Source organism: Intrasporangium sp., assembly GCF_035280925.1.
Classification (GTDB): domain Bacteria; phylum Actinomycetota; class Actinomycetes; order Actinomycetales; family Dermatophilaceae; genus Intrasporangium.
Map to the genome: position 1 here is coordinate 1 of NZ_DATEEY010000034.1, position 23,470 is coordinate 23,470.

The 23,470-nt window shown below is 69.9% G+C and carries 24 protein-coding genes; 14 read left to right on the forward strand and 10 right to left on the reverse strand.

Annotation, left to right across the window (positions count from 1 at the left end):
• Positions 1-179 precede the first annotated feature (179 nt).
• On the reverse strand, positions 180-554 hold the full coding sequence (locus tag VJN29_RS03565) for a nuclear transport factor 2 family protein (RefSeq protein ID WP_324142204.1): 375 nt from the start codon (positions 552-554) through the stop codon (positions 180-182).
• A 70-nt stretch (positions 555-624) separates the two neighbouring features.
• Between VJN29_RS03565 and VJN29_RS03570 the strand changes: the two genes are divergently transcribed.
• A complete protein-coding gene (locus tag VJN29_RS03570) occupies positions 625-1,230 on the forward strand; it encodes a TetR/AcrR family transcriptional regulator (RefSeq protein WP_324142205.1) in 606 nt (201 codons plus the stop codon).
• A gap of 57 nt (positions 1,231-1,287) precedes the next feature.
• On the opposite strand, the gene VJN29_RS03575 is transcribed toward VJN29_RS03570, so the two are convergent.
• The 3 genes from VJN29_RS03575 to VJN29_RS03585 form a co-directional block, all read right to left on the reverse strand.
• Entirely contained in the window at positions 1,288-3,987 is a 2,700-nt protein-coding gene (locus tag VJN29_RS03575) for a multicopper oxidase domain-containing protein (protein ID WP_324142206.1), read from the reverse strand.
• Complete coding sequence (locus VJN29_RS03580; RefSeq protein ID WP_324142207.1) at positions 3,984-5,084, reverse strand: hypothetical protein; 1,101 nt, start codon at positions 5,082-5,084, stop codon at positions 3,984-3,986. The genes VJN29_RS03575 and VJN29_RS03580 overlap by 4 nt, the downstream gene beginning before the upstream one ends.
• A 120-nt stretch (positions 5,085-5,204) precedes the next feature.
• Positions 5,205-6,275: an alpha/beta fold hydrolase gene (locus VJN29_RS03585; protein WP_324142208.1), complete on the reverse strand. Its 1,071-nt coding sequence runs from the start codon at positions 6,273-6,275 to the stop codon at positions 5,205-5,207.
• A 204-nt stretch (positions 6,276-6,479) separates the two neighbouring features.
• Between VJN29_RS03585 and VJN29_RS03590 the strand changes: the two genes are divergently transcribed.
• The 3 genes from VJN29_RS03590 (at position 6,480) to ric (ending at position 9,302) form a co-directional block, all read left to right on the forward strand.
• Positions 6,480-8,003 (forward strand): molybdopterin-dependent oxidoreductase, encoded by a 1,524-nt coding sequence (locus VJN29_RS03590; protein WP_324142209.1) that lies wholly within the window; start codon positions 6,480-6,482, stop codon positions 8,001-8,003.
• Positions 8,004-8,094: 91 nt separating this feature from the next.
• Positions 8,095-8,535: an SRPBCC family protein gene (locus tag VJN29_RS03595; RefSeq protein WP_324142210.1), complete on the forward strand. Its 441-nt coding sequence runs from the start codon at positions 8,095-8,097 to the stop codon at positions 8,533-8,535.
• A 59-nt stretch (positions 8,536-8,594) separates the two neighbouring features.
• Positions 8,595-9,302: an iron-sulfur cluster repair di-iron protein gene (gene ric / locus VJN29_RS03600; RefSeq protein WP_324142211.1), complete on the forward strand. Its 708-nt coding sequence runs from the start codon at positions 8,595-8,597 to the stop codon at positions 9,300-9,302.
• A gap of 162 nt (positions 9,303-9,464) precedes the next feature.
• Here the strand turns inward: ric and VJN29_RS03605 are convergent, their stop codons facing one another.
• The 4 genes from VJN29_RS03605 to VJN29_RS03620 all read right to left on the reverse strand — a co-directional run bounded on the left by VJN29_RS03605 (position 9,465) and on the right by VJN29_RS03620 (position 12,389).
• A complete protein-coding gene (locus tag VJN29_RS03605; protein WP_324142212.1) occupies positions 9,465-10,058 on the reverse strand; it encodes a YdeI/OmpD-associated family protein in 594 nt (197 codons plus the stop codon).
• Between the two features lie 103 nt (positions 10,059-10,161).
• Positions 10,162-10,887: a DinB family protein gene (locus VJN29_RS03610; RefSeq protein ID WP_324142213.1), complete on the reverse strand. Its 726-nt coding sequence runs from the start codon at positions 10,885-10,887 to the stop codon at positions 10,162-10,164.
• A gap of 154 nt (positions 10,888-11,041) precedes the next feature.
• The gene (locus VJN29_RS03615) at positions 11,042-11,578 is read right to left on the reverse strand and encodes an ASCH domain-containing protein (RefSeq protein ID WP_324142214.1); all 537 of its coding nucleotides are present in this window, start codon (positions 11,576-11,578) and stop codon (positions 11,042-11,044) included.
• 79 nt (positions 11,579-11,657) lie between these two features.
• Entirely contained in the window at positions 11,658-12,389 is a 732-nt protein-coding gene (locus tag VJN29_RS03620) for an alpha/beta hydrolase (RefSeq protein WP_324142215.1), read from the reverse strand.
• A 289-nt stretch (positions 12,390-12,678) separates the two neighbouring features.
• On the opposite strand from VJN29_RS03620, the gene VJN29_RS03625 reads away from it, so the two are divergent.
• From VJN29_RS03625 to VJN29_RS03635, 3 genes are all read left to right on the forward strand, one after another.
• Positions 12,679-13,890, forward strand: a complete 1,212-nt coding sequence (locus tag VJN29_RS03625; protein WP_324142216.1) for an aminotransferase class I/II-fold pyridoxal phosphate-dependent enzyme — start codon at positions 12,679-12,681, stop codon at positions 13,888-13,890.
• Between the two features lie 3 nt (positions 13,891-13,893).
• On the forward strand, positions 13,894-14,802 hold the full coding sequence (locus tag VJN29_RS03630) for an NADP-dependent oxidoreductase (RefSeq protein WP_324142217.1): 909 nt from the start codon (positions 13,894-13,896) through the stop codon (positions 14,800-14,802).
• 64 nt (positions 14,803-14,866) lie between these two features.
• On the forward strand, positions 14,867-15,631 hold the full coding sequence (locus VJN29_RS03635) for a DUF5995 family protein (protein WP_324142218.1): 765 nt from the start codon (positions 14,867-14,869) through the stop codon (positions 15,629-15,631).
• Here the strand turns inward: VJN29_RS03635 and VJN29_RS03640 are convergent.
• Positions 15,556-16,881, reverse strand: a complete 1,326-nt coding sequence (locus tag VJN29_RS03640) for an MFS transporter (protein WP_324142219.1) — start codon at positions 16,879-16,881, stop codon at positions 15,556-15,558. The genes VJN29_RS03635 and VJN29_RS03640 overlap by 76 nt on opposite strands.
• A gap of 138 nt (positions 16,882-17,019) precedes the next feature.
• Between VJN29_RS03640 and VJN29_RS03645 the strand changes: the two genes are divergently transcribed.
• The 4 genes from VJN29_RS03645 (at position 17,020) to VJN29_RS03660 (ending at position 20,732) form a co-directional block, all read left to right on the forward strand.
• Positions 17,020-17,529, forward strand: coding sequence for a MarR family transcriptional regulator (locus tag VJN29_RS03645; protein WP_324142220.1), 510 nt, complete (start codon positions 17,020-17,022; stop codon positions 17,527-17,529).
• A gap of 4 nt (positions 17,530-17,533) precedes the next feature.
• The gene (locus tag VJN29_RS03650) at positions 17,534-18,361 is read left to right on the forward strand and encodes an SDR family oxidoreductase (RefSeq protein ID WP_324142221.1); all 828 of its coding nucleotides are present in this window, start codon (positions 17,534-17,536) and stop codon (positions 18,359-18,361) included.
• Positions 18,362-18,601: 240 nt separating this feature from the next.
• Positions 18,602-19,114 (forward strand): gamma carbonic anhydrase family protein, encoded by a 513-nt coding sequence (locus VJN29_RS03655; protein WP_324142222.1) that lies wholly within the window; start codon positions 18,602-18,604, stop codon positions 19,112-19,114.
• A 43-nt stretch (positions 19,115-19,157) separates the two neighbouring features.
• Entirely contained in the window at positions 19,158-20,732 is a 1,575-nt protein-coding gene (locus VJN29_RS03660; RefSeq protein WP_324142223.1) for an FMN-binding glutamate synthase family protein, read from the forward strand.
• A 9-nt stretch (positions 20,733-20,741) separates the two neighbouring features.
• Here the strand turns inward: VJN29_RS03660 and VJN29_RS03665 are convergent, their stop codons facing one another.
• A complete protein-coding gene (locus VJN29_RS03665; RefSeq protein WP_324142224.1) occupies positions 20,742-21,563 on the reverse strand; it encodes a helix-turn-helix domain-containing protein in 822 nt (273 codons plus the stop codon).
• 52 nt (positions 21,564-21,615) lie between these two features.
• Between VJN29_RS03665 and VJN29_RS03670 the strand changes: the two genes are divergently transcribed.
• From VJN29_RS03670 to VJN29_RS03680, 3 genes are all read left to right on the forward strand, one after another.
• On the forward strand, positions 21,616-22,197 hold the full coding sequence (locus VJN29_RS03670) for a maleylpyruvate isomerase family mycothiol-dependent enzyme (protein ID WP_324142225.1): 582 nt from the start codon (positions 21,616-21,618) through the stop codon (positions 22,195-22,197).
• 54 nt (positions 22,198-22,251) lie between these two features.
• The gene (locus VJN29_RS03675) at positions 22,252-22,899 is read left to right on the forward strand and encodes a 4a-hydroxytetrahydrobiopterin dehydratase (RefSeq protein ID WP_324142226.1); all 648 of its coding nucleotides are present in this window, start codon (positions 22,252-22,254) and stop codon (positions 22,897-22,899) included.
• Between the two features lie 107 nt (positions 22,900-23,006).
• Positions 23,007-23,470 (forward strand): ankyrin repeat domain-containing protein (locus tag VJN29_RS03680; RefSeq protein WP_324142227.1); only part of this gene is annotated, 464 nt, incomplete at its 3' end.

Consider the following 23,470-nt stretch of genomic DNA (forward strand, 5'->3'; position numbering starts at 1 on the left):
ATCTCGGGGATCTGGTGCAGCCGGCGTCGGAGCGCGACCAGATCGGGCGCCAAGGACTGGGCGATCTCCAGGCTGCGTGTGCTCATGCCCGTCACCCTATTGACCGTCGCCACGATGCCAGCCCTGTTCGCGACGCGGTCACAGGGTGGGCTCGAACCTCGGCGCCTTCGCCCGGTCAGTCAGCCAACCGTCCGGGTGACCTGCACCGCACGACGCAGCCGCCCGTCGGGCGCGAGGGTGCCGAACAGGTAGATCTCCGTGGCGATGACGCCGCCCTTGGCGAGCTCTGCGGTCAGGCGGTACCGGGCGGCAACGTCGTCGCCGTCCACGAGGGCCTGCTCCACGTCGACCTGGAGAGCGGCAGCCCGCTTGCGCGCCGGTCCGATGTGGTCCAGCAGCCGCTGCCGATCGAGCCGGACCCCGTCGCTGAGCAGCTCGTAGTCGGGGGTGTGGTAGCGGTCCAGCACGGTTGCCGGATCCTCGCCGCCGAGCCCGGCCTCCTTCGGATAGCGGACCAGGTAACCGGCCAGGTCGCTACGAGGCGTGAGTGTCATGGTTCTCCTCAGATCCAGTTATCTTTGACAGACCCGTCAAGGATAAGCGAGAGCGGTAGATTGGACAACCGTGTCAGACCTATCTCTCGGAACTCCCCGAACTCGCCGCCGCCGCCGACGGGCCGACGCCGACCACAGCGCCGCCGCCGTGCTGGATGCTGCGGTGCAGGTGCTCGGTCGGCACCCCGATGCCAGCCTGGACCACGTCGCCGCTGCCGCCGGAGTGTCTCGGCAGACCATCTACGCGCACTACTCGTCTCGGCAGGTGCTGCTCGCCGCGGTCATCGACCGGATCACCGCCGACGTCGTCGCCGGCCTCGAGGCGGCCGAGCTGGACAGCGGGACCGCCACCGAGGCCCTGCTGCGCTGGCTGGAGGCCAGCTGGCGGCTCCTCGACCATTACCCGCTGCTCCTCCACCCCGCGGCGACCGCCGTCGACGCATCCGAATCGGAGCGCCAGCACGCGCCCGTGGTCCCCGGCCTGGAGCGGCTGATCCGGCGTGGTCAGCAGACCGGCGAGTTCGACCCCGGCATGAGCCCTGCCTGGCTGGTGGCGGCCACGATCGCGCTCGGTCACGCGGCCGGCGCCGAGATCGCCGCCGGCCGGATGACGAGCGGCGAGGCCACAGCCGCCGTGCACCACAGCATCCTGCGCGTCTACGGGACGCGTTCGTGAGCCAGCCCTGCGGGTCCGGAGCGTCCCCGCGGAACCCGCCCAGCGGCATACGGACTCCTAATCGGTGACCTCGACGATGCCCCGGGCGCCGCGCTCGGCATCCACCATGACGTGGTTGACGACGGGGTAGTGCCCGGGCTCCGGGAAGCTCAGCTCGACGAAACCGCCCTGCGCCGCAGCCAGGTCGAGCGCCTGCGAGCCGCCGGTCGTCGTGCCGGGCGGGTCGAGCGGGCCACGCCCGTTCCTCAGCAGGTAGGTGCCCTCCTTGTAGACGGTGTCGAACTGCCCGCCGACGACGTGGAAGGACGAGGGCCGGTTGGGTCCGACGTCGAGCACCCAGATCCGCACCCTCTCGCCGACGCGGGCCTCGAGCGGGTGGTCGACGTACTGGTTGGCATGGCCGTTGAAGACGACAGCGTCGGGCGTCTCGGCCATGACCTTGTCGGCGTTGACCGGATCACCTTGTGCCCCAAGGAAGATCTCGGACTGGACCATGAGGTAGGAGTGGTCGACCGTCGGCAGGCCCTCGGGCTCGATGACGACCGCCCCGGCCATGCCCGCCGCGATGTGCGTCGCCATCGGCATCGTCGCGCAGTGGTACATCCAGATCCCGGAGCGCTTCGCGGTGAACCGGTAGACGAGGCTCTCCCCGGGCTCGATCGTGCGCATCGGCCCGTCGGGTGCGAGCTCGCTCGCGTGGAAGTCGATCGAGTGGCCCATGGACCCGTGGTTGACGAGCGTGATCTCGAAGGTGTCGCCCACCCGGCCGTGGAGCGTGGGCCCGATCGACGAGCCGTTGTACGTCCAGCGCGTCTGCGTCACTCCTGGCGCGACCTCGAGCTTCTCCTCGCGTACCGTCAGCGTGACCCGGCGCACCTTCTCGTCGGTGAGGGGAGGCAGGACGGGGTCGTATGCCGCTGAGCTCGTTCCCCATCTCGCCATGAAGTCGATCGCGGGGCTGGGTCCAGAGCTGGCGTGTCCGCCGTGGGTGCCCGACGTCGCGGGAGCTGTGGGCGCGGCCTCCGCGCTGGTGTCGCCGCCGAGCGCCTTCACGTTGAAGACCATTCCCATCTGGCGGTGACCGACGACCGAGCACCAGCCGTCGATGGAGCTGCCGACGACGGGGACCTCGAGCGAGGCCTTGCCGCCGGGGCTGACACGGCCGGTGCTCTCGCCCGTCGCGAGCACGAGGTCGTGCACGTCGCTCGGGTCGGTGTTCTCGACCTCGATGACGAGCCGGTCGCCGAGCGGGACGGAGATCTCTGCCGGGCTGAAGCGCATGTCCTTGGCAGTCACCTTGACCGTGGTCGTGTGGCCCGTCGGTGCGATGTCCACGGCGGCCGGCTTGATGGCGCCGGCGACGTTGAGTCCCGCCGCGGCGGGGTCGAGTCCGACGCCGAGCGTCACGCCGACGGCGATGATGGCGACGGCGGCGACGAGCTGGGGACGGGACCAGGTCTGCGTCGACGACTGCGTCGTGAGGGCGACGACCTCGGACTTCGAGGGTTTCGTGCTGAGGCCGGGCTGCCCGCCGACCGCCGCGACGGCCTCCTTGGCCTTCTTGGCGCGGATGGAGGCCCGGAGGCCACGCAGCAGCAAGGGGATCGACAGGGCGAGAGCGATGAGGGTCAGCATCGACACGATGACCCGGACCAGGCTCGGCACGGGCAGCAGGCAGATCGCCAGGCCGAGGTTGGCAACGGCGACGCGGGCGGTGCCCCAGCGCTCGAGCTCGGCCATGCCAGCGCGCAGGACGGACGGACCTCCACCGATGACGACGGGAAGCAGGTAGGACAGCGCGCCGAGCAGGATCTGGAGGGCGAAGCCGACGACGAAGATCGTGGTCAGCGCACCGTAGTTGTCCGCCAGGGCCGCCCACGAGCCGCGCGTGGCGAGGGACCAGCCCATGAGGACGAGGCCGACGGGGAGCCAGAGGAGCCCGGCGCCGGCCGAAAGGGTGGGGAAGGCGTAGGGCGGGCGCCGCCGGGCGGCGGTGACGATCGGGCGGTAGACCCAGAGCGTGCCCGCGAGGTAGAGCGCGATGCCGGCGACCCCGACCATCGCCTGGTCCAGGAGCGGAGAGGCGATGACGAGGGCCAGGCCGCCGGCGAGCACGGGGAGGGCGTGCTGGGAGGCGGATTCGGCGGTATCGGCCATCTTGGTGCGCAGCATCGTCGGCCACAGGGTGACGAGGGTGCCGAGCACGGTGAGGCCGATCCAGCCCAGCAGGTTGACCATCGTGTGCGCCACGAGCAGCTGGCCGTGGGCGGTATCGGTGGCGCCGCCGCGGGCGAGGAGGACACCGAAGGTGGCGCCGACGGGGAGCAGGAGAGCGGCCACGAGGTAGTAGCGGACCGTGACCCGGAACCGTCCCGGGAGGGCCGCCTTGAGCCGCCGGACGAGCATGACCGCGTGCCAGCCGACCGCCGCTGAGATGAGGATTCCGCCGACGAGGGTGAGCGGCCAGACGCGGGTCGGCACCCCGACGAGAACGAGCAGGACGCCGCCCTGGAAGACAGACAGGCGGATCGTCTGGAGGTGGCGCTCCTCGAAGCCGGACCTGGTCTTGAGCAGCGCCTCGGTGAAGTGGACGCTCCACACCATGGCCGCGTGCGTCACCGCCCCGAGGACGACGAGGTGGACCATGAGCCACCGGGAGTAGGCGAAGAACGGGTGGACCAGGCTGACCACGAGCGCCGCCATCAACCAGATGACGACGGGCCGGTCGCGCATGAACCACGAGCCACGGGTGCTCATACGGGTTTCCTTCTCAGCGGGGTGACGCCTGCGATGCTCGATCCGGCAGCGATCGCGACGAAGAGGAGCAGGGCGACGATGTTGGTGATCGAGCCGATCTGCCACAGGGTCCGCTGCCCGGCGAAGTCTCCGGCGAGGATTCGGACCGCCAGGCCGAGGTGCATGAGCACCAGGGGGATCCACATGACCGTCCGGTAGGGGAGGGGCCGCTTGAGCACAGCCGGAAGGATGATCGGTGCGTGCGCCATCACCATGGAGATGGCGAAGCCGAGCATGACCGCGTGGATGACGACGTCGTAGAGGACGCCCTCGGTCTGGGCTCCGGCCACCACCCAGGTGACCGCCGCGAGCAACAGCCACACGTACCCGCCGAGCAGGGCGGCGGCGCTGAAGCGGGGCAGGCCGGTGGTCCGGATGGTCCGGCGGGCCACGTCGTGGCGGACGAGCCAGACGACGAGTGAGGCGATGACGAGCCCGGTGGCGCGCGCCCCGACGTCTGCCGAGACGAGGGTCAGCACGAGTGCCACGGTCAGGGCGGCCGCGTGGAGGACGAGCGTCCTTCCACCGGTTGCCGGCATGGCGAGGCGGGCGAGCTCGACCCGCTCGGCGCAGATGGTGAGCACGAGGAAGCCGACGAGCCAGGGCATGAGCCAGGGGACGTCGACGCGCAGCCACAGGAGTGCGGCGATGGTCAGGTGGACCGCGCCGAGCAGCTCGACGACGACGACGTCGTCGTGGTTGCGCCGCCACAGCGCGGCGTACACCGCCACAAAGGCGATGCTGCCATCGACAAGGAGGAGCTGGCCGAGCTGCATGGGCGCGGGGCTGATGAGCGCGAGCGCCCCCAGTCCCAGGAGACCCGGGGCCAGGTAGCCCAGCGGATGGCGGAGCGCGACGGCGCGCTCCATCGCGATGAGGGTGCCGAGGAAGCCGCCGACCATGAGCATGCCGTGGAGGTCGGCCAGCCGCTCCGACTGCACGGGGGCAGAGACACCGACGAGCAGGAGCGCGGCGTTGACGCCCGCGACCATCGCGAGCCCGGCCGGGACGAGGAAGACAGCCCGGGAGAGGGTCTGGCTCGCCCGATTATTTTGCACGGCACCAACTGTAGATAACCGCGCTCGGCCAGCCAAACCGCGGGACGATGACCTCGGTCACCACCGGCTGAGGATGCCTGCCGCTGGGACCGGGCCCAGCGGCATACGGCCACGTGTCGGTCAGCGGTGGACGAGCGCCAGGATCTCCTCGGCGATCCGGGCGGGAACCTCGAGCGGGAGGCCGTGCGCAATGCCCTCGAGCTCCACCTCGCGGACGAGGTCGGCCTGGCCGGGCTGAGAGGCATAGCCGTCCAGCACCGCCCGCAGCTGCGCCTTCATCGGTTGCGGAGGCAGCATGTCGGCGCCGGGCCATCCGGGCACCGCCCCGAGCTCTCCGAGCGTGCCGAAGTCGAACATCGACCGGTCGCTGCACACGAGGTCCTCGGTGCCGTGGATCCACGTGATCGGGATGCCGGCCGTGCTCGTGGCGATGGCGGACGTGTTGAAGTGCTTGGGTGACATCGTGTTGAGCACGCCACGGTTGCCCGGTGCCGTCGTCGGCCAGTTGTCCGAGGCCGCGCTGTCGCCGGGGTAGAAGTCGTCCCCGACGCGGGTCGTCAGGGCCTCGGCGAGGAGGAAGTCCTCGTCGACGTTGGCGGCGTTCGCGCCCGCCCCGTAGAAGCTGCGGAGGATGACTCGCGGGCTGGAGTTCGGGTCCTCCTCCGACGTGTCCTTCTCCCTCAGGCGCCGCACGAACTCCGGCGCCGCGCCGCCGCCTCCACTCGATGCGGCGTCCGGGAAGGCGAGCGTTCCCTGGGCATCGACGGTGCCGCCGAAGCCGTAGGGCGACACTGGCGCGACGAGCGTGAGGCTCGCGAGGTCGTCCGGGTGCTCGAGCAGCAGCTGCTGGAGGATGCCGCCGCCCATCGACCAGCCGACGGCGTGGACCGCGCCGCGCCCCGCCAGGCCGAGTGCCTCGAGGAGGCCGTGGACGTCGTCGGACATGTCCCCGAGGCCGCGCGTCGCATCGATGGGGGCGTCCTCGGTCAGCCCGAAGCCCCGCATGTCGGGTGCGATGACGCGGATGTCGTCGGGAAGCTCGGCGGCAACGTAGGTCCAGAAGCCTCCGGTCGTGAGGTTGCCATGGATGAGCAGGACTGGCGTTCCGTCGTCCGGTCCGCTCACCCAGACATTCATGGCAAGACGTGGCGTCTCGATGATCGAGTGGCTGAATCCGCTTGTCGTGGGCACGACGCTGTCCCTTCCGGTGTTCGAGGCCGCTGAAGCCCTCTGTCTAGCAGTGGGAAGACGCGCTGCGCAGTGTGTCGGAGCCCCATATGACGGCAGAAGGCGTGGGGCACGGACTTGATTTTGCACGGCCCCGGCCATATAAATACGACGAGACGTAGTCCTACGCCTTGTAGTAGCTAAGTCGCTCACGCCACGGAGTACCAGATGTCCGACTTCGACTTCCCCGCCTGGCTGCGGGTCACTCACCTCATCAACTTCTTCCTCATCGGCCTGCTGCTGAGGTCCGGCTGGCAGATCATTGCCACCCATCCGCGGTTCTACTGGCGCAGCGACTGCGGTCCCGGCACGGAGTGGATCAAGTTCACCAGGCGAGCGGTCCCTCCCGAGGAGGGCGCCTACACGGCCCATGACGACGAGCTGGAGCCGCCAAGCTGGCTGACGCTGCCCGGCAAGCGCAACCCCGGTCTGGGCCGTCACTGGCACGGCCTCGTGACGATGCTCTGGGTGCTCAACGGCGTCGTGTACGTCTCGCTGCTCTTCCTCACCGGTGAGTGGCGCCGCATCGTGCCGACGTCGTGGAGCGTCTTCCCGGAGGCCTGGGAGTCGTTGAAGATCTATGTCGGCTTCGGGGTCCCGTCGATCGAGCACTTCACGCCCTATGACGCGCTGCAGCGACTCACCTACTTCGCCATCGTCTTCATCGTCGCCCCGCTCATGATGGTGACCGGACCGGTGATGTCGCCCGCCGTCAGCAGCCGGTTCCCCTGGCTGCCGAAGCTCTTCGGTGGGCGCCAGGCCGCGCGGTCGATCCACTTCCTCGGGATGGTCGTCCTCTCCGTCTTCATCGTCGGGCACGTCGCGCTCGTGTTCATCTCGCACCGCCAGTACAACGTCACGCACATGGTCTTCGGCGAGTACGACCCGGCCCGGGTCGCCCAGGCCACGACGATCATCCTGACGACGATCGCCCTCGTCGTCATCGCGTGGATCGCGATCAGTCACCTCAGCCTGCGCGACAGACGCAAGACGCAGCAGTTCCTCTTCGCCCTGATGGAGCCCGTCCGCAGGCTCACGGTCAACAGGCTCAGGCCGCGCAACCGCTCCGCTCAGGCGTACACGGAGAAGGACATCTCGCCGTACCACTGGACCAACGGCCGCTATCCCAGTCCGGACGAGTCCCCGGAGTGGCACGACCTCGCCGCGCACGACTTCCGGGACTACGTCCTCGAGATCGGCCCGTCCGACGACCTCCACCGCATCATTCGGGTGCCGTTCGAGCAGATCAAGGCCCTGCCGCAGCAGGAGCAGATCGTCGCGCACGCCTGCATGCAGGGCTGGACGGGCATCGCCAAGTGGAAGGGCCCGAAGGTGATGGACGTCATGGCGCTCGCCGGACCGCCACCGGCCGACGCCAAGTACCTGCTCGTCACCTCGTTCGGCCTCGCCCAGAGCATGCACGACGGGCGACCGCTCGAGCCGTTCTACTCGTGCATCCCGATCGACGACTGCCACGAGGGCGAGTCGATCTTCGCCTGGTCGATGAACGACAAGCCACTGCCGTGGACCTTCGGGGCGCCGTTGCGCCTGCGGGTCGAGTCCTACGTCGGCTACAAGATGGTCAAGTACATCCGCTCGCTCGAGTGGGTCGCGGACTACTCCACCGTCGGTGACGGCATGGGCGGTACCCGCGAGGACTCCGGCTACCAGGCGATCAACGCGCGGATCTGATCAGGCGCCCTCGGGAAGAGACGAACCACGGCGCCGTATGCCGCTGGGCTCGCTTCCGCCGCACCGTGGCCGCTGTGCCACGCTGGGACACATGCCCGTGGACGTCCTTGTGGAAACCCTCATTGATCGACCGGTCGAGGAGGTCTCCGCCTTTGCGGGCGACCCCTCGAACGCTCCCGAGTGGTACGCCAACATCAAGCGCGTCGAGTGGCAGACGGAGGCCCCGGTGCGGGTCGGAAGCCGGGTCGCGTTCGTCGCGTTGTTCCTCGGCCGCCAGCTCGAATACGTCTACGAGATCGTCGAGCACGTTCCCGGGGAGCGGCTTGTCATGCAGTCCGACGGCAAGCCCTTCCCCATGCGCACGACCTACACGTGGGAGAAGGTCGGCGAGGGTCAGACCCGTATGACGCTGGGCAACTCCGGCCAGCCCAGCGGCTTTGCGGCCATCGGCGCCAAGGCGATGGGACGGGCCATGCGCCGGGCCACGACGAAGGATCTCGCCCGACTCAAGGCTCTGCTCGAGTCCAGGTGACGCGTCGCGATCGGTGGCCCAGACGACCGTCCGCTGCCCGTGGACCTAGCATGAACGTCATGCCCGTAGACATCAGCGCCACGTTGGGTGATCTGGTCATCGAGGACCCCCGCCGCACGCGCATCCTGGAGAAGCTTGGTCTCGACTACTGCTGCAGCGGTCAGCGATCCCTCGCCGAAGCGGCGAGCGATGCCGGTCTGGACCTCGCCGGCGTTGCGCGGGCACTGGACCTCGCCGACGGCTCGCCGGCACCCTCGGGCCAGCCGGCTCGCGAGAACGCGGTCCTCGCCCACGACATCGTCGACACCCACCACGCGTACATGTGGGAGGAGATGCCGCGACTGCAGGCGCTTGTCGACAAGGTCAATACGGTGCATGGTGACCGGCACCCCGAGCTTGCTCGGGTGCGAGCGGCCTACACCGAGGCAGTGGCGGCCCTCGACCCGCACATGACCACCGAGGAGCGCGTCGTCTTCCCGGCCATCAGCCGGCTCGAGAAGACAAGGGCGCCCCTCGCGGCGTTCGGCTCGTTCGCCAAGCCCATCGAGGAGCTCCGTGCCGAGCATGACGCCGTCGGCGCGCTCTTCACGGAGATGCGCAGGATCACCGGTGGCTATGCCGCACCGGACGACGCGTGCAACTCCTATCGTGCGATGCTCAAGGGGCTGGAGGAGATGGAGCTCGACCTGCACGAGCACATTCACCTCGAGAACAACGTCCTCTTCCCCCGCGTGCTCAAGCTCGAACATGAGGTTTCCAACGCCTGACTCTCCTGAAGCGGCGGGGAAACCACCGACGATGGGGTGTGCCGTTCAGTCGGCCAGAGCGCCTGATTCACCCACCTGCCGACCTCCGGACGTCCGGAGCTGAGCGCATCCTGGGCGGCCTGGTCTCGGCCGATCCGCGACGTCACCGAAGCTGGCCACCAGTCAGTGGACGGTCTCGTGGTTGTGGCACATCTCGACGAACTTCGCGATGCGCGCGGCCCGGGTCTCCGGCTTCTTCGCATCCTGGACGCGGTAGAGGATCGCATAGCGGTTGGCGCCCCGGAGGGTCTCGAAGAACGCCTTGGCCTCCGGGTCGGCCGCGAGCGCGGCGGCCAAGTCTGCGGGGACGGTCGCGCTCTTCTGGCCGGCATAGGCCGCCGCCCACCGGCCGTCGGCCTTCGCGGCGTCGACCTGCGCCTGCCCGGCCGGGCGCATGCGACCTGCCTCGATCAGCGCCTCGGCCTTGTCCCGGTTGATCTGCGACCATGTGCTCCGCGGCCCGCGCCGAGTGAAGCGCTGCAACCAATGGGTCTCGTCGTATCCCCGCTTCTGCCCGTCGATCCAGCCATGACAGAGGGCGACGTCGAGCGCCTCGACGTAGGTGACCGTCGCCGCCGCGCCCTTCTTGCCGATCTTGAGCCAGAAGCCCCCGTGGTCGGCGGAGTGCTCGGCGAACCATGCCTCGCAGTCGAGCACAGTCGCGAACGAGATCACCGGCTGGCCGGCCAACACCTCGGGCGCCTCCTCGTCGGCCATGCGGCCATGGTGTCACCGCTCACCGACAGGATGGCCGGCTTCGCGGCTGGCAGGTGCCGCGGATGACGCACCATCCTGCCGCCGGTCGTGGCCCGCCCACCCGTCACACGTGCGAAGAGTCCTGACGCGACAGCTTGTCCAGATCACGCTTGCAGAACCGGTGGTGAGCCCATTCCTCGTTGAGCACGGTGCCGAGGCATTGCCGCACTGTCCGCCCCTTGGCGTACGGGGGCCATCTGTCGTCGTCCGGGACCGGGGCGGTCTGCGCGAGCTGATCAGGCGTGACCTCGGCCAGCCATGTCTCGATCTCGGAAGCCTGCCGGACTCGTACGGCGAGCACCTCGTCGAGGCTCGGCCGGGCGGACGGGTCGAGCCCGTTGTCCTGGTCCATGACGATCGGCGGACCCAGGCCCATGGCCGTGAACGGCTCCGTGAGCCCGAGCACGCAGCGTCGGAACCAGGAGTCGTGCACAAAGACGAGGTGGCGCAGGGTTTCGACCATCGACCACTCGCCGTCGACGCCGTGATGTTCGCTGTTCTCGGGCATGGACCGAACTCGCTCGGTGGTCGTGGCCCAATCGTCCCGTAGCTGCCGCCAGGCCTCTCTCAGGTCGACCAGCTGGTCGGAGCGGATCAGCAGCCGTACCGGGTGTCGGCGGTCGAGCTCCGCCTCGACGTACGACATCACCTCGACCCCGTTGACCACGAGATTGCTGACCAGGCCGTCGATCTCGGCGTCCTGCATGACCACGCCGACCATCCGCGCCCTACTCAGGTCGCATTCGCGGAACTCTGCGCCGGTGAGGTTCTCGTCGTGGAAGCTTCGCATGCAGACAGGCTAGGTCGCACCGCACACGCCACGCCCGGATCTGCCTGGGCTGCCGGCGAGCAGGCCCCTCGAGGCCAATGGACTGCTCGGAGAGCGGGCCATCAGAGAGGTGAGAGCGTCCCGTCCCCGCAGGGCTGGGCCACCGACCGCGTCTTCAGCTGCCGACGTCGGCGGAGCCCTGGCTGTAGAGAACGGCGAAGCGCTGAAGGACGACCGGCATGTCCGGTCTGAATCCTCGACTGTGCACCGCGTGCTCCGTGAAGAACCGTTCGTGCACGTCGCGCCAGGTGGCCAGCGACCGGTCGCCCTCACCCTCGAGGTACGCGTGCTCGGCGCTGACCTCGTCGAAGGGGACGACCTCGACCTGGGTCGTCACGATCAGGGCGTGCGGGACACCGCGACCGTCGGTGACGATGCCAAGCGCTCCCGGCGTCGGCAGCGCCTCACCGTCCGCCTCGTAGTCCCACAGCGCCCCGGAAGTCGCGGTCTTGCTGCCGGACAGGACGAGCGCGAGAAGCTCGTCGGCCTGCTCGGGTGTGGCCCCGAAGGCCCAGGCCGGCGGCCGAAGGGAGGCCAAGGGCCGCTCCCCGGTGTAGTACCCGGTCGGGTTGAGCTTGGCTCGCATCCTGGCCACCCGCCAGAAGGAGTCGATCATCGACGAACCCTCGGTGACCGGCTCGGGTGCATCCATGGCCCGAGGGTAGCCCCACGCGGACCCGGACGTGACCCGCCTCGCGGGGCGGCCGGATCACGCGGGTCGCTTCGCGGATTCATTTCAGGTGCCGTGCGAAGAACCTGGCGACGTCGTCGCCAGCGAACTTCGGGACGCCGGTGTGCCCGCCCAGGTTGGCGTGAAGGGTCTTCTCGTTGGAACCGAACGCGTCGAACAGGTCAAGGGCCATCTGCCGGTCGTTTCCTTCGTCGTCCCACTGCAGCAGGACATGGAGGGGAATCGTGACCCGGCGGGCCTCGTCAAGCATGGTGCGCGGCACGAAGCTCCCGGCGAACAAGCCGGCAGCCACGATGCGCGGCTCGATGATCGCAAGTCGGATACCGATCGAGATCACTCCTCCCGAGTACCCGATCGGTCCGCCAACCTCGGCATGGGCGAGCAGAGCGTCAATGGTGGCCCGCCACTCCGGGACCGCTCGCTCGACCAAGGGGAGGATGAGCCGGTCGATGAGTTCGGGATCGACCGTCTCGCCGGCACTCAGTGTCCGCCGCAGATCGGCGCGGGCGCGCTGGATGGTGGACACGGGCGGCCGGTCACCGCTCCCGGGAAGCTCGATGGTGGCCGACGCGAAGCCGCTCGCCGCGCAGCCGCGGGCCCGGGACACCAGCCGCGGGTACATCCGGTGCAGGCCGCCGGGGTGGCCGAGAAGGACCAGTGGAACCGGTCCGGATGGCGATCCGGGCGTCCACAGGACGCCAGGGATCTCGCCGAGGAAGAACTGGCGCTCGATGACCCCGTCGTCGAGGCGCTGTTCGGAGGTGAATCGCATGGTCGTGCCTTTCGGGAAATGCACCTGGACGGCGCTCCCGGACGACCTATCGTCCTGTCGTGACCCCTGGGGGGAGCACCCACATCGATCCGTTCACGGGTACCACCTCCTCGATTCCTTCGACGGCATTCGCCAATCTACCGTGGGCACCCGCGTATGGGCTCCAGGGTGTCGGTTCTGCGCCCCGAGTCGGCGCTCATGGACTACGGACCGGGACGTTGCCCTGCGCACCCGACCCTGCCGGTGGTTGCGCCGCAGAACGGATCCCGGGGTGGGGGAGACTGGGCGAGTGATCGACACGCCTCACCCGTTCCAGCCGTCCCGCCGTTCTCTCGTGCCGCCCTTCGAGGTGATGGACGTCCTCGACCGCGTGGCGGTGCTCCGGGCGGCTGGTCGGGACGTCATCTCGCTCTGCGCGGGCGAGCCGTCGGGCGGCGCCCCGGCGGCCGTGTCCCGGGCGGCCGTGGAAGTCCACGCGTCGGGGCAGGCGCTCACCTACACGTCTGCCCTCGGGATCCGCCCATTGCGTGAGGCGCTCGCGGGTCACTACGGGCGCTGGTACGGCCTCGACGTCGATCCCGCGCGCGTGGCGGTCACGACCGGCTCGTCCGGCGGCTTCATGCTCGCCTTCCTCGCGGCGTTCGATGCCGGCGACCGCGTCGCCCTGGCCCGCCCGGGCTACCCGGCCTACCGCAACATCCTCACCGCACTCGGCTGTGAGGTCGTCGAGATCGACTGTGGCCCCGAGGTGCGCTTCCAGCCCACGCCGGAGCTGCTCGAGGCCGCCCATCGACAGTCCCCGCTCGCGGGCCTCATCGTCGCCTCGCCGGCGAACCCGACTGGCACCATGGTCGACCGGGCCGAGCTCACGTCCATTGTCGAGTGGTGTGCTGCGAACGGCGTCCGGCTCGTCAGCGACGAGATCTACCATGGCGTGACGTACCCGGAGGCCGGGGCCGCTGACCCGCGTGGCGTCTGTGCCTGGGAGCTCGACGACTCCGCGATCGTCGTGTCGTCGTTCTCCAAGTACTGGGGCATGACCGGCTGGCGCCTCGGGTGGCTGCTGCTTCCTGAGGAGCTGGCGCGCCCCGTCGACGCCCTGGCCGGCAACGTCGCCCTCTGCCCGCCGACGCCCGCGCAGTACGCAGCCGTCGAGGCGTTCACAGACGAGTCGTACGCCCAGTGTGACGAGGCCGTCGGCGAGTTCGCCCGCACGAGGAAGCTGCTGCTCGAGCACGCACCCCGCCTCGGCTGGGGAACCGCGGCACCCGCGGACGGCGCGTTCTACTACTACGCCGATCTCGGCGGTCAGGTGGGCCGGTGGGCCAGCTCAGCGGCATACGCCACGGCTCTGCTCGACACGGAAGGGGTGGCGCTCACCCCGGGTGGTGACTTCGACGACCGCGCGGGTGAGCGGTCGGTGCGGCTGAGCTTTGCGGCGGGCTCCGAGGCCGTCGGAGAGGCCATCGAGCGGATCGTGCGCTTCCACGAAAGGGGCTGAGCCGTGTTCGCGCTCGTGCACCACGAGTACGGCGGTCCGGACGTTCTCGAGGTCGGTGAGGTGCCTGAGCCGCATGCGGGAGCAGGCCAGGTGCGCATCCGCGTGCGGGCGGCGAGCGTCAACGCCTGGGACGTCAAGGTCCGGTCGGGGCGGATGAAGGACGTCATCCGCCCGACCTTCCCCGTCGTGCCGGGCCTCGACGCCTCGGGAGTCGTCGACGAGGTAGGCGCCGGCGTGGTGGGCATGCAGGTAGGAGACGAGGTCTTCGGGCTCGGCTCCGCAACGACGGCCGAGCTGGCGCTGCTGGACGGATGGGCTCGCAAGCCGGCCTCGCTGCCCTGGGCGGACGCCGCCGCGTGCGCGCTGGCCAGTGAGACCGCCCAGCGCGGGCTCGAGGACCTTCGGGTGGGCGAGGGGACCGTCCTGCTCGTCGAGGGAGCGTCCGGCGGCGTGGGATCCGCGGCCGTGCAGCTCGCCCGGGCGCTGGGCGCGACCGTGATCGGGACGTCGTCCGAGCGCAACGCCGACTACGTGCGAAGCCTCGGGGCACACCACACGACGTACGGGCCGGGGATCGGGGACCGGGTGGCTGCCCTCGGCGTGGGCAGCGTGACCGCGGTGCTCGACACCGCCGGGTCCGGTTCGGTTGCCGAGCTGGTCGAACTCGTGGACGAACCAACGCAGGTCGTCAGCGTGGCCGACTTCGACGCCCCTGAGCTGGGGGCCAGGGCGGTCCGCGACGGGCCGCGCGCCATGGACGCGCTCGAGACCGTCGTACGCCTGCATGCAGAAGGCCGGTACCGCGTCGAGGTCGAGCGTGTCGTGCCGCTCGAGGATGCCGCCGCGGCCCATCGGCTGAGCGAGGCGGGGCACGTCCGCGGGAAGGTCGTCATCGCGGTGACGCCGGCCTGAGCTGTCGAGAGCGGATCGGCTGGTTCGCCCGCGGCGTGACCGTTCGCGGGGCTAGCGTCCGAGGATGGGCTGGCTCTCGGGGATCGTCGACGGCGTGCGGACCTGGTGGTCCCGGGGGCGGCCGGGGGACACGCCGGACACCCTGGGCCCGGACTTCGCCACGGTCGAGCAGCTCATCGAGCGGATGCGTGCCATCGACCGCGAGCTGGTCCCCGAGGACGGCGTGCGCACCTTCAACCACCTGTACCTCCGTGTGACGGAGCTCGTGCGCGACCGGGTCACCGACGGCTACTTCACCAACCCCGCGTTCCTCGCCCGGCTCGACCTCCGCTTCGCGGGTCTCTACCTCGACGCACTGCGTGGGCAGGTGCCCCCCGCGGCCTGGGCTCCGGTTCTCGAGCTGCGCCACACCCCCGGCCGGCTGCCCATCCAGTACGCGCTCGCCGGCATGAACGCCCACATCAACAACGACCTGCCGCTCGCCGTCGTCGCCACCTGTCGTGAGCTCCGGCTCTCGCCAGCCAGCCCGGGCGTGTACGAGGACTACCTCCGGATCAACGAGCTCCTCGCCGCGGCACAGGAGGAGGTGCGTCAGTCGTTCCTCGACGGGCTCGTCCTCGAGGTCGACCGAGCCCACACGGGCCCGATCGCCGACCTCGTCGGCGCGTGGAGCATCAACCGGGCCAGGGACGCGGCCTGGACGAACGCCAACGTCCTCTGGCGGTTGGACCGGCTGGAACCGCTCCGGACGGACTATGCCGCGACGCTCTCCCGCTCCGTCGGCCTGGCAGGCAGGCTGCTGCTGACGCCCGTCGACGAGCTCGTCTGAGCACTCGTCTGAGCACTCGTGTGAGCACTCGTCCGAGCGCTCGTCTGAGCCCGTGCCGCGAGGACCCCGCGCAGCCGCCAGGCGGCGTAGACGGCGAGCAAGCTGATACCGAGGTGCAGGCCGAGGAAGCCGTTGGCCAGCCCCGCCCCCAGCAGAGCCCCGGCCACGAGAGGGCCGATGGCTGAGAAGGTGGTCTGGAGCGCCGCGAAGGTGCCCAGCGTCTGGCCGACCATGCCCTTGGGCGCGAGCGAGGCGGTCAGCGGGTTGAGCACCGGGGAGTACATCGTCTCGCCGACTGCGAAAACGCCGAACGTGGTGACGAAGAGCGCCGCGGCGATCTCGGGCCGGAACTGCGCGGCTGACAGGATGAGCCAGGCGAGCACCCAGATGGAGCCGACCGCCATGAGGAGCGTCGGTGCGCTCCGACGGGCGGTGGCGCGGATGACGACGACCTGGAGCAGCACGATGATGATCGAGTTGACCGCGGCCGCCGTGCCGATCGCCGTGGAGTCGACGTCTAGCACGGTGATCGCGTAGGCCGGCAGGCCCGCCTCGAACTGCGCGTAGAAACCGAGCGCGAGGCTCACCGTGATGACGGCGGTCCACCTCAGCGCCGGACTCGCGAAGATCGTCCGCAGCGCCTCGATCGGCCGGCCGGCGTTCGCGCCCGTGGTGTCGAGCCCGCTGTCCGGGTGGACCGTCGCTCGGGCCCCGACGCTCCCGATGATCGCCGACGAGAGGACGAACCCCAGTGCAGCCGTGAGGAATCCGACGTCCAAACCGTCGGCGCGCGACAGGTCGACGAGGTGGCCGGCCACGTAGGCGCCGATCGCCATACCGATCGCCTCGCCGGTGAACTTGTAGGCGAAGACCTTGCGCCGGTCGGCCCCGGCGACCCAGCGGAGCACGAGCACCTGCTTGGCCGGCATGGCGGCGGCCAGGCCCAGGCCGAACACGAACATCCCGAGGAGGAACGTCGTCGGGGCGTCGGCGAAGACGAGCGCACCGACGCCGAGGGCGGCGAGCAGCTGGGCGAGCACGGCGACGACGACCGGGTTGAAGCGGTCACTCAGTCGCCCGGCGAAGGGTGCGGCGATGAGGGCGCCGACCGAGAAGAGGGAGGAGGCCGCAGCGGCCGCCAACGACCCCCACGCGCGGGTGTCAGCGGCATACGCGTACTGGTAGGGAAGGACGGCACCCCAGCCGAGCATCCCGACCGAGGACGCGAGAATGAGCAGCTTGGCGCGCATGGCGAATTCACACCCTTTCTGGTGACGTGGTGGCGGAGGCAGCCGGAAGGTCAACACGGCTTCGATGCCGAATATTTCGAACTCTAAAGTTCGATCTCGAAAGGTTAGCAGTCGAAGGAGCCGTGCCACAATCGGGTTATGGCAGCGCGGGTGAGGAGTGCACAGGAGCAGCACCGGAAGGCCGTCGCCGCCTACGTGGCTGCCGGTGGCGAGGAGTCGGTGCAACGCGTCATCACCGGGATCTACGGCGTGACGAAGAAGCTCGACCAGTGGTACGTCCGACAGCTCGCCGACCTGGACCTCACCCCGGGCGAGTGGGCCGTCGTCGCCGCCCTCGCCAAGGCGGGCGAGGCGAGACTCACTCCCAGCCAGCTCGCAGACCTCACGAGCGTCGCGCCGTCCTCGATGACCCACCGCCTGGACAAGATGGCCCAGCGCGGCTTGATCCAGCGACGTCCCGACGAGACCAACCGGACGAGGACCCTCATCTCCCTGACGAGCGGGGGCTGGGACCTCTTCAGCGACGCCATCCGCGAGTCCAACGTCGTCGAGAGCGACATCCTGCGCGGGCTGGCTGCGGACGAACGGAGTGTCCTCGCCAGTCTCCTGGAGCGGGTCATCGAGCAGCTCGATCGCATCGAGGCCTGAGCGCGTGCATCTGCTCGTGGTCGGCGGTAGTGGCTTCTTGGGGCGGGAGATCGTCCGGCAGTCGCGAGCGGCAGGTCATGCCGTCACGGCCACCTTCCACTCCGCCGCTCCGCTGCCCCCGGGCCCGGACTGGCGCCAGGTCGACGTCCGAGACCGCGATGTCGTGACGAGGCTGGCAGAGGACGCCCGTCCTGACCTCGTCATCAATGCCGCGTACCTGCAGGCCGACTGGGCAACCACGGCGGACGGAGCCACGCACGTCGCGCTCGCGGCGGCGGCGGTGGGAGCGCGGCTCGTCCACGTGTCCAGCGACGTCGTCTTCTCCGGAGACGCAGCCACGTATGACGAGACGTGCCTCCCGGACCCCGTCAGTCCCTATGGAGCAGCCAAGGCGGCCGCGGAGACAGCCGTCAAGGGGATCGCCCCTGACGGGATCATCGCCCGGACGTCGCTCATCCTTGGCGACGGCGACTCACCATCCGAGAAGCTCGTCCACGCAGTTGCATCCGGTTCCGGCGGAGCACTCTTCAGCGACGAGATCCGGTGCCCCGTGCACGTCTCCGACCTCGCATCAGCACTGTTGGAGCTGGCCGAGTCGTCGCACCATGGAGTGCATCACGTCGCGGGCGCCGATGCCGTGAGCCGTTACGAGCTCGGCGTCCTGATCGCTCGCCGCGACGGGCTGGACCACGCCACCATCCCCCGGGCCCTTCGCGCTGCGAGCACCCTGCGAGGGCCCATCGACGTGCGGCTCGACTCGACGAGGACCCAGGCGAAGCTGCGTACCCGGCTTCGCGGCGCACGCACCTTCCTCGCGAGCGACGCCGGCTGAGCCCTCGGGTCACGGGCGGCCCTCGTGCCGCTCACGTGCGGCGCCCGACCGAGATGGCGGCAGCGCTGCCAAGCCGAGCACGAGCAGGGATCTGCGAAATCCAGCCCCGTCGCGCTCACGACTCGCATCCTGCTCCGCAAAGCGTGAGCAGGATGCGAGCCACGCGACCTTCGGTTGTCGCCGACCACGCTGGGAGGAGGCGCCCGACGAGGAGTCAGCTCAGCGGCATACCCTCTCGTCATGTTGATCCCTCTCGGTGACCACGCCCCGAACGTCCACGAGTCCGCCTGGGTCGCCCCGAGCGCCGACCTCGTCGGCAACGTCGAGCTCCGGGCCGACTCGAGCGTCTGGTACACCGCGGTGCTGCGTGCGGAGCTCGAGCCGATCGTCCTCGGCGAGCGGAGCAACCTGCAGGACGGCGTCATCGTCCACACCGACCTGGGCAAGCCGGCGACCATCGGCGCCCGCGTCTCGGTCGGCCACCGCGCCGTGCTGCACGGGTGCACGGTCGAGGACGACTGCCTCATCGGGATGGGCGCGATCGTGCTCAACCAGGCCCACATCGGTGCGGGGTCGCTCGTCGCCGCGGGGGCGGTCATCCAGGAGGGGGCCATCATCCCGCCCCGCTCCCTCGTCGCGGGCGTGCCGGGCAAGGTGCGGCGGGAGCTGAGCGACGCCGACCTGCAGCGGATTCGCGCGAACGCCGAGGGGTACGTGGGGCTCAAGGACATCCACAGCACGGCCCGCGGCTGACGGTCCCCGGCTGCGGGGCCGCCGCAGGAAAGGACCGTCAGTCATGAAGCCGTCACTGTCCAAGGCCGGGCTCTCGCTACTCGGACTCGGCGGCATCGCGGCCTACGACCTGATCCAGCGGAAGCACGCCCTCCTGCGCAACTTCCCGGTCATCGGGCACGGGCGCTACCTCCTCGAGACGATCGGGCCGGAGCTGCGCCAGTACATCGTCACGGGCAACGACGAGGAGCGGCCCTTCAGCCGGGACCAGCGCTCCTGGATCTACCGGTCCGCCAAGCTGGAGAACAACTACCAGGGCTTCGGCACTGACAACGACGTCGAGTACAACGAGGGCTACCCCGTCATCAAGCAGCGGACCTTCGCCAGCGTGGCCCCGCCGAGCGGCGCCCACGCCGGTCACGAGGCGTGGCTGCCGAGTGCCAAGGTCCTCGGGGCCGCCCGGGGGCGCCGGCACGCCTTCCGGCCCGACTCGATCATCAACATCTCGGCGATGAGCTACGGCTCGCTCTCGGGACCGGCCATCCGGGCGCTCAACGAGGGGGCCAAGCTGGTCGGGGCGCTGCACAACACCGGCGAGGGCGGCCTTTCCGACCACCACCGCCGGGGCGGCGACCTCATCTTCCAGATCGGCACGGCCTACTTCGGCTGCCGCGACGAGCAGGGCCGCTTCGACCTGCAGCGGCTCGTCGACCTCGTCCAGTCCACGCCGGTCAAGGCCATCGAGGTCAAGCTCAGCCAAGGCGCCAAGCCGGGTCTGGGCGGCCTGTTGCCCGCGCCGAAGATCACGCCGGAGATCGCGCGCATCCGCGGCATCGCGATGGACGTCGACTGCGTGAGCCCTTCGCGCCACGCCGAGTTCAGCGACGTCGACTCGATGCTCGACTGGATCGAGAAGATCGCCGACGCCACCGGCCTGCCCGTCGGGATCAAGTCCGCAGTCGGGCATCGCGACTTCTGGGAGGAGCTGGTCCGGCAGATGAGCGAAGGCTCGAGAGGTGTCGACTTCGTCACCATCGACGGCGGCGAGGGTGGCACGGGTGCAGCCCCGATGGTCTTCAGCGACACGGTGTCACTGCCGTTCCGGGCCGGGTTCAGCCGGGTCTACCCGCTCTTCGCCGAGGCTGGCCTGTCCGACCGGGTGACCTTCGTCGGAGGGGGCAAGCTCGGCCTGCCCGACAACGCCGTCATCGCGTTCGCGCTCGGGGCCGACATGGTCAACGTGGCCCGTGAGGCCATGCTCGCGATCGGCTGCATCCAGGCGCAGAAGTGCCACGCCGACACGTGTCCCACCGGCGTGGCGACGCAGAACCCGTGGCTGGTCCGGGGACTCGACCCGACGCTCAAGTCCGTTCGGCTGGCGAACTACGTGAAGTCGTGGCGCAAGGACATGCTGCGGATCACCGAGGCCGCCGGCGTCCCGCATCCGGGCCTGCTCAGCATGGAGGACGTCGAGATGATGTTCGGCCAGATGGACGTGCGACCGATGGCTGAGGTCTTCGGCTACCAACCTGGATGGGGCCTGCCCTCCCCAGCGGATCAGGCGGAGCTGGCCCGGCTCATGGCCGGGACCGTCCCCCAAGGAGGCTCGGCGCCTCCGTCCGAGCATGCCGAGGGCTGAGCGGCGCAGTCACCGGAACCGCGCCGCGAACCGACCCGGCGTCAGCCCCGTCGCCGCACGGAAGTCGCGGGTGAAGTGCGCCTGGTCGGCGTAGCCGAGCTCGATCGCGATGCCGGAGAGATCGGCATCGGCATCGCGGAGCCGGTCCGCGGCCTCCTGCAGGCGCCGACGGCGGATGAGCCACTTCGGCGACATGCCGACCCGCTTGAGCAGTACCCGCTGGAGGGTCCGCTCGGCAACATCGAACCGCGCGCACAGGTCGTCCACGCGCAGCAGCCCCGGTGTCGTCTCGACGGCCTCGACGACCCCGTTGACGAAGGCGCCCTCCTCGTCAATCGGCAGGTGGGTGGCGAGGTGGTCCTCCACGAGCGTCCGCGCCTCCGCCCGTCGGTCCTCGTCCCGGGGGTCGTCCCGCATGATGGCCCGAATCCGAGCACCCAGGCGTATGCCGCTGAGCCCGGTCACGCTCTCGACGTCGACGAAGCGGTCGGTCAGGTCGCGGACCGGGCGCCCGGTGAGCAGGTGCCCCGCTGCTGGCTGGAGCATGAGGCCGAGGGCCCAGCCGCGACCGACCAGCGTGGTCGACGACAGACCGGAGACGACGCCGAAGAAGCGGACGTACTCGTCGGACACGACGAGGAGGCAGACCGGGTACTGCAGGACGCGCTGTGGTGACTCCCGGCCGGCCGGGACGTCCCAGACGGGGATCCAGAACCGGCGCGCGATCGGCTCCAGGTCCGGGGAGACGGGATAGCGGTCGATGGTGAAGTGCAGGTCGGCCGGGTCGAGCAGGTGGGCCGGCTCGGTGTCCGGATCGGGTCTACCGGGCATGTGTCGGAAAGTATCAAGACGCACCGACGCCGCCCTCCCTACGGTCGAGCGCATGACCACGACATCGAACACCACTGCATCGAAGAACCTTGTCCTCGACCGCTACGCCGACCTGGCCCACCGGTTCGGCTCCGTCGTCGACACGCTGCCACCGGAGGCCTGGGACTCACCATCGGCGTGTGAGGGCTGGACGGGGCGGGACGTCGTGGCCCACGTCGTGGGGACGCAGCGCGGGTTCCTGCGCTCGCGCGGGATCGAGCTCGATGCCGACCCGTCCCTCGAGGACGCGGTCGCCGGCTGGCACGCCCACGAGGAGGAGACGCGCCAGCTGCTGGCTGACGAGGCGGTGGCGACCCTGGAGTACGACGGACTCTTCGGACGCACGACGGTCGGCGCGACCATCGTGAACTTCTATGGGTTCGACCTGGTCGTGCACCGGTGGGACCTCGCCCAGGCCGCGCAGCGCGACGAGCGGCTGACCGACGAGGAGCTGGATGCGATCGAGACGGCATTGCCGGCCTTCGGCGAGCACCTCTATGACGATGGAGTCTGCAAGCCAGCGGTGGCGGTTGCTCGCGATGCGGACCGGCAGACGAAGGTCCTGGCGCGTCTTGGGCGCTCCCGCCGGGTTTGAGGGAGGGGTTGAGGGCGGGCCGCCGCGGCGGTGTGCGTCGGACATACTGGGTCGATGGAGAGCCTCACCGTTGAGCAGATCCTCGATGCCGGCCTCGCCGACTGGCGAAAGCTCGCCCAGGCCCTGCACGCTCGCTTCCTCACCGGTGACTTCGCGACCGGGCTCCGGTTCGTCACCGCGGTCTCCGAGGCGGCGGAGGCGGCGAACCACCACCCCGACGTGACGCTCTCCTACCCCCACGTCGACCTGGCTCTGATGAGTCACGACGCCGTCGCCCTGACCAAGCGCGACATCCACCTCGCCCGTCGGATCAGCGAGATCGCGCAGGAGCAGGGCGTCCCGGCGGACCCGCACGCCGTGGCGGAGGTCGAGCTGGCCCTCGACACAGCGGATCTCGCCGCGGTCGGTCCCTTCTGGGCTGCCCTGCTGACCGGCAGCACGGACGCCCTCCATGGCTCGGACGTCGTCGACCCCAACGGACGGGTGCCGCTGCTGTGGTTCCAGGACACCGACCACCACAGGACGCCGCGACAGCGGTTCCACATCGACCTGTGGCTGCCGCACGACATCGCCGAGGAGCGCATCGCCGCGGCGGTCGCGGCCGGCGGCACCGTGGTGGACAACGACAACGCGCCGTCGTTCGTCGTCCTCGCCGACCCCGAGGGCAACCGCACGTGCGTGTGCACCAGCCTCGACCGCTGAGCTCGCCCTCGCCCGGCGCTCACTCCGGGTGTATGCCGCTGGGCTCGCTCCCGCGCGCCGGTGTCGCCACATCAGGCCAAGCTCGACCAGCAGCTCCGCGACGCGGCGTGGAAGAACGACGTCACGGCGGCCGGGCGCTCATCGACAGGGGAGCCGACGTCAACGCCAAGGACTCGACGGTGCAGTCGGCCTATCTCATCGCGACGAGCGAGGGCTACCTCGACCTGCTCCGGCTCACGCTGGCGAACGGGGCAGAGGTCAACGACAAGGACAGCTGGAACGGGCCCGGGCTCATCCGCGCGGCTGAGCGTGGGCACCACCTCGTCGTCGGCGAGCTGTTGCGGACCGCCATCGCCAAGGACCACGTGAATCGGATTGGCTACCACGCACTTCACGAAGCCGTCTGGCTGAGACGCAGCTCAGCGGCATGCGTCGACACGGTCCGTGTGCTGGTTGCCGGCGGGGTCCGGCTGAACCGGCCGTCCGCGACGGAGCCGTTGACGCCGCTCGAGATGGCGCGGTCGCGTGGGTACGACCGACTGGGGGCGGTGCTCGTGGATGCGACGGAAGC